9 protein-coding genes and 1 riboswitch are annotated in these 9,519 nt (G+C 61.9%); of the genes, 2 read left to right on the forward strand and 7 right to left on the reverse strand.

Annotated features, from left to right (window positions below; translation table 11 throughout):
- Positions 1 to 88: 88 nt before the first annotated feature.
- Genes AC3WMT_RS24015 through cobO form a run of 6 tightly spaced genes read right to left on the reverse strand, consistent with a single transcriptional unit; the run spans position 89 to position 6,145 of the window.
- The gene (locus tag AC3WMT_RS24015; protein WP_103306931.1) at positions 89 to 1,540 is read right to left on the reverse strand and encodes a cobyric acid synthase; all 1,452 of its coding nucleotides are present in this window, start codon (positions 1,538 to 1,540) and stop codon (positions 89 to 91) included.
- Positions 1,537 to 2,529: a threonine-phosphate decarboxylase CobD gene (gene cobD, locus AC3WMT_RS24020; protein WP_103306930.1), complete on the reverse strand. Its 993-nt coding sequence runs from the start codon at positions 2,527 to 2,529 to the stop codon at positions 1,537 to 1,539. The genes AC3WMT_RS24015 and cobD overlap by 4 nt, the downstream gene beginning before the upstream one ends.
- Positions 2,522 to 3,430, reverse strand: a complete 909-nt coding sequence (cbiB, locus tag AC3WMT_RS24025; protein WP_103306929.1) for an adenosylcobinamide-phosphate synthase CbiB — start codon at positions 3,428 to 3,430, stop codon at positions 2,522 to 2,524. Before cbiB ends, cobD begins: the two co-directional genes overlap by 8 nt.
- On the reverse strand, positions 3,427 to 4,077 hold the full coding sequence (gene bluB / locus AC3WMT_RS24030; protein ID WP_103306928.1) for a 5,6-dimethylbenzimidazole synthase: 651 nt from the start codon (positions 4,075 to 4,077) through the stop codon (positions 3,427 to 3,429). Before bluB ends, cbiB begins: the two co-directional genes overlap by 4 nt.
- Entirely contained in the window at positions 4,074 to 5,537 is a 1,464-nt protein-coding gene (locus AC3WMT_RS24035; protein WP_103306927.1) for a cobyrinic acid a,c-diamide synthase CobB, read from the reverse strand. Before AC3WMT_RS24035 ends, bluB begins: the two co-directional genes overlap by 4 nt.
- Complete coding sequence (gene cobO / locus AC3WMT_RS24040) at positions 5,534 to 6,145, reverse strand: cob(I)yrinic acid a,c-diamide adenosyltransferase (RefSeq protein ID WP_047300314.1); 612 nt, start codon at positions 6,143 to 6,145, stop codon at positions 5,534 to 5,536. Before cobO ends, AC3WMT_RS24035 begins: the two co-directional genes overlap by 4 nt.
- Before the next feature lie 80 nt (positions 6,146 to 6,225).
- A riboswitch (cobalamin riboswitch) is annotated at positions 6,226 to 6,450 on the reverse strand.
- Between the two features lie 162 nt (positions 6,451 to 6,612).
- On the opposite strand from cobO, the gene AC3WMT_RS24045 reads away from it, so the two are divergent.
- Both AC3WMT_RS24045 and AC3WMT_RS24050 read left to right on the forward strand, forming a co-directional pair.
- The gene (locus tag AC3WMT_RS24045) at positions 6,613 to 7,197 is read left to right on the forward strand and encodes a hypothetical protein (protein WP_103306926.1); all 585 of its coding nucleotides are present in this window, start codon (positions 6,613 to 6,615) and stop codon (positions 7,195 to 7,197) included.
- Between the two features lie 66 nt (positions 7,198 to 7,263).
- Positions 7,264 to 8,577 (forward strand): PQQ-dependent sugar dehydrogenase, encoded by a 1,314-nt coding sequence (locus tag AC3WMT_RS24050; RefSeq protein ID WP_103306925.1) that lies wholly within the window; start codon positions 7,264 to 7,266, stop codon positions 8,575 to 8,577.
- A gap of 209 nt (positions 8,578 to 8,786) precedes the next feature.
- Here the strand turns inward: AC3WMT_RS24050 and AC3WMT_RS24055 are convergent, their stop codons facing one another.
- Complete coding sequence (locus AC3WMT_RS24055) at positions 8,787 to 9,323, reverse strand: C40 family peptidase (RefSeq protein ID WP_103306924.1); 537 nt, start codon at positions 9,321 to 9,323, stop codon at positions 8,787 to 8,789.
- Positions 9,324 to 9,519 lie beyond the last annotated feature (196 nt).

Genomic DNA, 9,519 nt, shown 5'->3' on the forward strand with positions numbered 1-9,519 from the left:
ACAGGGTTCAAAGGTGTTCACAAAATTTGCAGCCGACATCAATACTTGTGGGAGCTGGCTTGCCAGCGATGAGGCCAGCACAGGCAACTCAAATCCCACAGAGCTGACGCAACAACCCGGTATCCAGATGCTTCTCCACCAGATCCGCCAAGCGCTCGATATCGCGCTCGCGCAAGCCGTGGTAATCCACCTCCTGCACATCGTTCAGCCCCGCCCAGCGCAACAGCGCCGCACTGGCTGTCGGCGATTCGAACAAGCCATGCAAATAGGTGCCGAACACCTGCCCGTCAAGACTTTGCGCACCGTCGCAACGACCATCATCCAGATGCACCGCTGCATGCTCCAGCGCCGGCCCGCTGGTCACACCGGCATGAATCTCATAGCCGCTGACCTCAGCCTCTTCGAGCGCCAGACGCCCGCGCACATTGCGCAGTTGCTTCTCGGCCTCCAGCGTCGTTGCAAACGCCAGCAAACCCAGACCGGCGCTGGAACCCGGCGCGCCTTCCAGGCCCAGCGGGTCATGCACCTGCTCACCGAGCATCTGCAGACCGCCGCAAATCCCCAAGACTTTGCCGCCGTAACGCAGGTGACGGCTGATCGCCGTTTCCCAACCGTTGGCGCGCAGATACGCGAGATCACTGCGCACGCTTTTCGAACCCGGCAGGATGATCAGATCCGCCGGCGGAATCGCCTGGCCCGGACCGACAAATTGCAGATCGACTTGCGGATGCAGACGCAGCGGATCGAAATCGGTGTGGTTGCTGATCCGTGGCAACACCGGCACCACCACTTTCAATACCTGGTCGGCCTTGTCGGTCTGGCGCTGATCGATACCGTCCTCGGCTTCAAGATGCAGGTCCATCACGTACGGCAGCACGCCCACCACCGGTTTGCCGGTGCGCTGCTCAAGCCAGTCGAGGCCCGGTTGCAGCAAGGCGATGTCGCCACGAAAACGGTTGATGATGAAGCCCTTGACCCGCGCCTGTTCGCTCGGCGAGAGCAGTTCCAGCGTGCCGACCAAGTGGGCGAAAACCCCGCCGCGATTGATGTCGGCGATCAGCAACACCGGACAATCCACCGCTTCGGCAAAGCCCATATTGGCGATGTCGCCGGCACGCAGATTGATCTCCGCCGGCGAGCCCGCGCCCTCGACCATGACCAGCGGATACGCCGCGCTGAGCCGTTGGTGCGAGGCCAGTACGGCTTGCATCGCGATGGCTTTGTAATCGTGATATGCCACGGCGTTCATGCTGGTGACGGCACGGCCATGGATGATCACTTGTGCGCCCGTGTCGCTGTTGGGTTTGAGCAGTACCGGATTCATGTCGGTGTGCGGTTCTAGATTCGCCGCTTGTGCCTGCACCGCTTGCGCGCGTCCGATCTCGCCACCGTCAGCGGTCACCGCGCTGTTGAGCGCCATGTTCTGTGGTTTGAACGGCACTACGGCGATGCCTTGGCGGGTTGCCCAGCGGCATAGCGCCGTCACCAGTGTGCTTTTGCCGGCGTCGGAGGTGGTGCCTTGCACCATCAGGGTTGTCATCGGGTTTCCTTGGCGAAAGCTTGCAGCGCCTGTTCGAGGCGCGCCTCTTCAGCTGCATCGGCAGGCAGGCCGAAACGCAGACTGCTGTTGTGAGTGAAGATGCGCAGGAGGATGCCGCGTCGGGCCATGAATTCGTGCAGCGCTTGCGCCTGCTCGGTGATCAGCCACTGAAACAGCGCGCAACCGCCGTGCGGTTTGAAGCCATAGCGTTCCAGCAACAGCGCCAGCCGCTCGCTCGCTTCATCGCTGCGAATGCGCTGACGGGTGTGACCTTCGGTGTCTTGCAGACAGGCCTGACCAAGCACCCGCGTCGGTCCGCTCACGACCCACGGCCCGACCTGTTCGGCGAGCAGCTTGAGCAACTTGCGCTCGGCCAGCACAAAGCCCAACCGCACTCCGGCCAGGCCAAAAAACTTGCCGAACGAGCGCAACACAATCAGACCGACCAAGTGAGTATGCGCGGCCAGGCTCAGTTGCGGCGTGTTGTCCATAAATGCTTCATCGACCACCAGCCAGCCACCGCGCTGAGCGAGCCGCGCATGCCAGTCGAGCAGGCGCGCCGGGGTCAGGCTGAGGCCGGTCGGGTTGTTCGGGTTGACCACCACCAGCACATCGAGGCTGTCTAGAAAGAATTCGACTTCCTGCTCCAGCACTTCGCGCACGATGTAGCCGCTGCGCCGCCACGCCTCGGCATGCTCGGCGTAACACGGCGACAGCACGCCGACCTTGCCGGCACGACGCAAACGCGGCAGCAACTGGATGGCCATCTGCGAACCGGCCACCGGCAACACCTGCGCCGCGCCGTAGTAATCGCATGCCGCCTGCTCGAGACCATCATCGGTTTCCGGCAATCGCGCCCAGGCGCGCAGCGGAATCTCCGGGACTGGAAACGGCCACGGCGCCAGTCCACTGGACAGGTCGAGCCAGTCAGCCTCGGCGATGCCGTAATCGTGTGCAGCCTTGCGCAGCCGGCCACCGTGCTCAAGCATAGAATTCAGCCCCCACGCAGAGAATCAGCAGCCATAACCATACGCCGCGCTGGACCAATTGCCAGCCACGGTCGATGGAATCGGCATCGGCCGCTGGGCCTTCGCCGAGTTGCGGACGCTCATGCAGTTCGCCGTGATAGATCGCCGGACCACCCAACTCGACGCCGAGCGCACCAGCCCCTGCCGCCATCACCGGGCCGGCGTTGGGGCTGTCCCATTTTGGCGCTTGAGTACGCCAGCACTGCAACGCGAGTCGGGTTTTGCCCAGCACTGCGTAGGTCAAAGCAACAAGCCGTGCAGGAATGTAGTTAAGGACATCGTCGATTTTTGCCGCGCACCAGCCGAAGCGCTCGAAGCGTTCGTTGCGATAGCCCCACATCGCGTCGAGCGTATTGCTCAAGCGATAGAGCACCACGCCCGGCGCACCGGCCACGACAAACCAGAACAGCGCGGCGAACACTGCATCGCTGCCGTTCTCCAGCACCGATTCAGTAGCGGCGCGGGCGACCGCAGTGCTGTCGAGTTCGCTGGTCTGGCGGCTGACCAGATAACCGACACGCTTGCGCGCTTCCTCCAGATCATCGGCGCGCAACGCCGCGGCAACCGGCGCGACGTGCTCACCGAGGCTGCGCATACCGAGGGCGCAATACAGCGCAAGAATTTCGACGAGCCAGCCCACGTACGGCGCCCAGGAAAACGCGGTGGCGAGCAACGTCAGCGGCAGCACCGCGATCACCCACGCGGTGACGCCATGGCTGCGCCAGCCACGTCCGCCGGCGTTGAAACGTTGCTCGATGCGCCCGGCAAAATTGCCGAACGCCACCAGCGGATGCCAGCGTTTCGGTTCACCCAGCAGCGCATCCAGCGCGACCGCGGCGACACTCAACAACGCCACACTCATTGACTCACTCCCCAATAATTCTCAAACAGCAACTCATTGAGCGGACGCGCCTGCGCCCACCCTTCGAGTACCAGCATCGGCGCCGGATAGAATTCCTTGACCGGGCCCAGACACAAAACCGCCAGCGGCTTGGCGCCTTCGGGCAGCTTCAGCAAATCCGCCAACGCTTGCGGCTCGAACAGCGAGACCCAGCCCATACCCAAGCCTTCAGCCCGGGAGGCCAGCCACAGATTCTGGATCGCACAAGACAACGAAGCCATGTCCATTTCCGGCAGCGTGCGCCGACCGAAAATGTGTTTCTCGCGATCATCCATCAATGCGGCGACCAGCACTTCGGCGCAGTCGTTGATGCCTTCGACCTTGAGTTTCATGAACTCGTCACTGCGCTCGCCGAGCGCTTCGGCGGTACGGATGCGTTCTTCTTCCACCAGATTCTGGATCTGCCCGCGCAGGGCTCGGTCGCTGATACGGATGAAGCGCCAGGGCTGCATCAGGCCGACGCTGGGGGCCTGATGCGCGGCCTCGAGCAGTCGCCCCAGCAGTTCGGGCGCGACCGTGCCACCGGTGAAGTGACGCATGTCGCGGCGTTCAGCGATGGCTCGATAAACCGCTGCGCGCTCGGCTTCGGAGAATGCGTTGTCGGTCATGGCCCCATCGCTGGCAAGCCAGCTCCCACAGGGGATTGGGTTTCTTCAGACATTGAATCGGCCACCACAGAAGCTGGACTACCAGTCCCTAATGGCGATCGCATTTCTTCAGGCTTTACACCGCCCACTGTGGGAGCTGGCTTGCCAGCGATGGCGGCCTTGAGATCTGGCGCAAACAGCGCGGCAATCGCCGTCGGATTCGACGGGAAATAAAAGTGCACGTAAGAAGCCGTCATCCGCCCTTCCCGATAAACCGCCTCGGCCCCACGCCCGCCATTCGGGCTCAGGCCCCGGGCAATCGGCGTCAGCTCGGTGGTGGTCAGGGAATGATGATAGGTGTGACCGCGCAGCGAACCCTCCGGCAGATCCACCGCTTGCAGGGCCAAAGCCGCGAGACGCTTTTGCATCACCGCATCGCCCGCCAGCAAACCGACCAGTTCAGCGCGAGTGCCTTCAACGTCAGTCAAGGAATCGAGCAGATACAGCATGCCGCCGCACTCGGCGAGTAACGGTTTGCCAGCCGCGTGATGCGCACGGATCGCGTCGAGCATCGCGGTGTTCTGCGACAGCGCAACATGATGCAATTCCGGATAACCACCGGGCAGATACAGGCTGTCCGCCTCGGGTAATTGCGTATCGCGGATCGGCGAGAAGAAGCTCAATTCGGCACCCATTGCGCGCAACAGGTCGAGGCTCGCGCCATAGGTGAAGGCAAAGGCTTCATCGCGAGCAACGGCAATGCGCACGCCTTCGAGCAATGGCTCGGCGGCGATCACGTCAGGCGCGGCGAACTCCACGGCCGGTGGCAGCGCTACCTCGCAACTGCTGGCAAGCGCTGCGGCGGCCGCATCGAGGCGCACGTCGAGATCATTCAGTTCGCTGGCCTGCACGAGGCCGAGATGGCGGCTCGGCAGTTCGATGCCGGTTTCGCGAGACAACGCGCCGTACCAGCGCAAACCTTCGGTGAGGCTGCCTTCGAGCAATTGCGCATGGCGCAGGGTGCCGACGCGGTTGGCCAGCACGCCGGCAAACGGCAAGTCCGGCTGATAGCGCGCCAATCCAAGCGCCAACGCACCAAAGGTCTGCGCCATCGCCGTGCCGTCGATCACACCGAGGACCGGCACACCAAAATGCCGCGCCAGATCAGCGCTCGACGGCGTGCCGTCAAACAATCCCATCACGCCTTCGATCAGAATCAGATCGGCTTCAGCAGCGGCTTCCCATAACAGGCGACGGCTTTCCTGCTCGCCGACCATCCACATGTCCAATTGATAAACCGGCGCACCGCTGGCGCGCTCGAGAATCATCGGGTCGAGAAAATCCGGGCCGCATTTGAACACGCGGACCTTGCGCCCCTGATTGCGATGCAGACGGGCGAGTGCTGCGGTGACGGTGGTCTTGCCCTGACCGGAGGCCGGCGCGGCGATGAGGACCGCCGGGCAGTGACGTGGTTGATTCAAAGTTCGACGCCTTTCTGCGCTTTGATACCGGCCTGGAAGGCGTGTTTGAGCATGCCCATTTCGGTGACCGTGTCGCCCATCTCGATCATTTCCGGCTTGGCGCCGCGACCGGTGACGATCACATGCTGCATCGGCGGACGCGCCTGCAAATCGCTGAGTACCTGATCAAGATCGAGGTAGCCGTGTTTGAGGGCGATGTTCAATTCATCCAGCACCACCAGACCGATCGACGGATCGCGCAGCAGTTCGCGGGAAACCGCCCACGCCGCTTCGGCTGCGGCGATGTCGCGCTGACGATCCTGGGTTTCCCAGGTAAAGCCCTCGCCCATGACGTGGAAACGCACTTGCTCCGGGAAGCGGCGGAAGAACAACTCTTCGCCCGTGCTGTTGCGGCCCTTGATGAACTGCACCACGCCGCACTGCATGCCGTGGCCCATGGCGCGGGCGAGCATGCCGAACGCCGAGCTGCTTTTGCCTTTGCCATTACCGGTGAGCACCAGCACCAGGCCGCACTCGTCAGGCGAGTTGGCGATGCGTTCGTCGATTACGGCTTTTTTGCGCTGCATACGCGCCAGATGGCGTTCGTCACGCTCGGGGGAATCAGTCATGGGGAGCTCTCCGTTGAGGCTGGATAACGGCGGGCAGGCACAAGAATAGACGGCAAAAAGCCTGGCATCGCCCACCGTGATGCCGCTGGATGGATCAGGCCGGTCTCCGGGCTCATGAGCGGCGTTCGCCTGACTGCGCGCCTTCCCGCTTTGAGCAGTGGCATTCGACGCAGTTTTCACTCATTTACCGTTGCGGGGGCAGCGCCGGGATCGTGGTCGCTCTTCGCTCGAAGACAACCCTCACCGGCTTCCCTGTTTCACTCTGTCGACGCAGGTCACAGAGCACCTGAAACAAGCCGCGAAGGTTAGAGGGTTGGGGGTGGAGCGTCAATTAAAGAGGGGGCCGTCGGGCGAATAACTGCCGTCGATCAATTAACTGGCGTCAATCTTGTGCCACGCTCAGACAAGTGATATCAAAGAGCCATGCTTTTCTCGAAAAAGCCATCACAACAATAAGGATGATTACGATGCAAGGCATGATCATCAGCAACCCGCGCCTGGAATTCCTGCGCCCGGTGCTTGAACGCTGGTTTGACTGTATCGACCGCTACAATGCCGTGCGCGGCGACAGCGACACGCCCTACTGGCATGACGAGAAAGCCAATCTCGGCCTGCTCTCGGCGGCGGCATGGATGGCCGAGCTGGTGACGCTGGAACATACGGCCACCCGCAAGCAAAACGAAGACGGTGAGCGCAATGCCCGTGCCGACCTGTTTCTCGCCGGCAGCGAGGACCGCGCATACATCCAGGCCACGCAACGCTGGCCGCGGGTCAACAACCTCAACCTGACCCAAGCCCTGCAGGAGATCACCAGCGACGCCAAACGCATCAGCTTTGCCAGCGACCTCAAACTCGGCTGCCTGTTTGTCGCCCCACAAAAAGCCCAGCACAGCGCCAGCCCCGAAGAACTGCAAGACATGGTCGACGACCTGCAAAAGGAACACACCTGCGCCGTCGCCTGGTATTTCCCTTACGCCTATCGCAAGCTGCGCAACGAAGCCGGCAACTATCACCCGGGCATTGCCGTGCTGTTCAAAGAGGCCCGCAGTTGAGCAGTTGAACCATCGGGCTTGCGCGCTCCTCTATGATTAGGAATGCATTCATAGGGAAGATCAGTAATGCGCAAGTCCCAGCTCGTTTTCGTCATCGCCCTCGCCGGAGGGCTCACCGCCTGCGGTGAATCCTCCAGCCTGCAAGTTTCCGACGGCACCGGCCCTTCACCGAAGCTGCCCGAACCCAACAAGACCCTGATCCCGACGGTGAATATTGCTCCGGCGGTCGGCTGGCCCGAAGGCGGCAAACCGACAGCAGCGGCAGGCACCCAGGTCGCCGCGTTCGCCGAAGGCCTCGATCATCCGCGCTGGCTCTACGTGCTGCCCAATGGTGATGTGCTGGTGGCCGAAACCAATGCCCCGCCGAAACCTGACGACAGCAGCGGCGTTCGTGGCTGGGTGATGAAGAAAGTCATGGGCAAGGCTGGCGCCGGCGTGCCGAGCCCGAATCGCATCACTTTGCTGCGCGATGCCGATCACGATGGCGTGGCGGAAACCCGCACGGTGTTTTTGCAGAACCTCAATTCGCCCTTCGGCATGACCCTCGTCGGCAACGACCTGTATGTCGCCGACACGGATCGCCTGCTGCGCTTCCATTACGAACCGGGCGCCACCGAAATCAAGTCGCAGCCGATCAAGGTAGTCGATCTGCCGGGCGGCACGCTGAATCATCACTGGACCAAAAATGTCATCGCCAGCAAGGACGGCAGCAAGCTGTACGTCACGGTCGGTTCGAACAGCAACGTCGGCGAAAACGGTCTGGATAAAGAAGAAGGCCGCGCGGCGATCTGGGAAGTCGATCGGGCGACCGGCAATCACCGCATCTTCGCCTCGGGCATCCGCAACCCCAATGGCCTGGCCTGGGAACCCGCCAGCGGTGCACTGTGGACAGCGGTGAATGAGCGCGACGAAATCGGCAGTGATCTGGTGCCGGACTACATCACTTCCGTGAAGGACGGTGGTTTCTATGGCTGGCCGTTCAGCTACTACGGTCAGCATGTCGATGTGCGTGTGTCGCCGCAAAATCCGGACCTTGTGGCCAAAGCCATTGCGCCGGATTACGCGGTCGGGCCGCACACCGCATCGCTGGGCCTAACGTTCGCCGAGGGCAACACGCTGCCGGCGCAGTTTAAGGAAGGCGCGTTCATCGGCCAGCATGGCTCATGGAACCGTAAACCGCACAGTGGCTACAAAGTGATTTTCGTGCCGTTTACCGGTGGCAAGCCGAGTGGCAAACCGGTGGATGTGCTGACCGGTTTCCTCGACAAGGACGAAAACGCACTGGGCCGCCCGGTGGGCGTGGTGATCGATCAGCAAGGCGGCTTGCTGGTGGCGGATGATGTGGGGAACAAGGTGTGGCGGGTGTCTTCAGCGAAGTAGAGTTCTAACCGCTGTACGCAATACCTGCGGGAGTGGGCTTGTGTGGCGAGGGGATTTATCCCCGATCGGCTGCGAAGCAGTCGCCAAACCATCACACTCGGTACAACGGGTGGACTGAGAGGGTTGTTTTGGGGCGGCTTCGCCACCCATCGGGGATAAATCCCCTCACCACACAAGCCCGCTCCCACAGGGTTCAGCGGAGAATTCAGTTACGGGTTATGCGCCAGATGCTCAGGCTGCAACACCCGCTTGGCGCTCAGATAAGCCTTCTGCCAATACGCCTTCGAAAGGCTGTCGAGCTTCACCGTACCGCCAGTGGCCGGCGCATGCACAAAGCGCCCTTCCCCGACGTAAATCCCCGCATGGCTGACCTGCGAACCGCCATTGGTGGCGAAGAAGATCAGATCCCCCGTCTGCAAGCCTTCCTTACCGACATTCGGCGCCTGCATCACAATCAGTTCGCGAGTCGAGCGCGGCAGAGAGATACCCGCCGCATCACGGTAGACAAAACCTATCAGGCCGCTGCAATCAAACCCTGAATCCGGCGTGTTGCCACCCCAGCGATAAGGCGTGCCGACCAGACCAAGCGCGCGGAACAGCACGTCTTCAGCAGCGGGCGAGAAAGATTGCGAGGGGCCGAACACGACCGGAGCGCGAACTACAGGCGCAGGCGGCGGAGTACGACTGGCGCAAGCGCTGAGCAGCGCTGCGAAGAAGATCAATGCGAGGCGGGCCGACATGGTCATAAGCAGAACATCCTGATCTGGCTGCGGCTTTCTCTGCCGGATGGACAGAAAACAAAACCGCCTGCGCAGCACGCAGGCGGTTTGCCATCAATATAGATTCAGGATTCTAGCGGCTACGCGGCAAACTTCAAGTAAGACTTTAACTTCACCTTGTAAAGTCTAGGTCTACTCCGTTGCCGGGAAGCTTTGTTGTGGG

This window comes from Pseudomonas sp. FW305-7 (assembly GCF_058786735.1).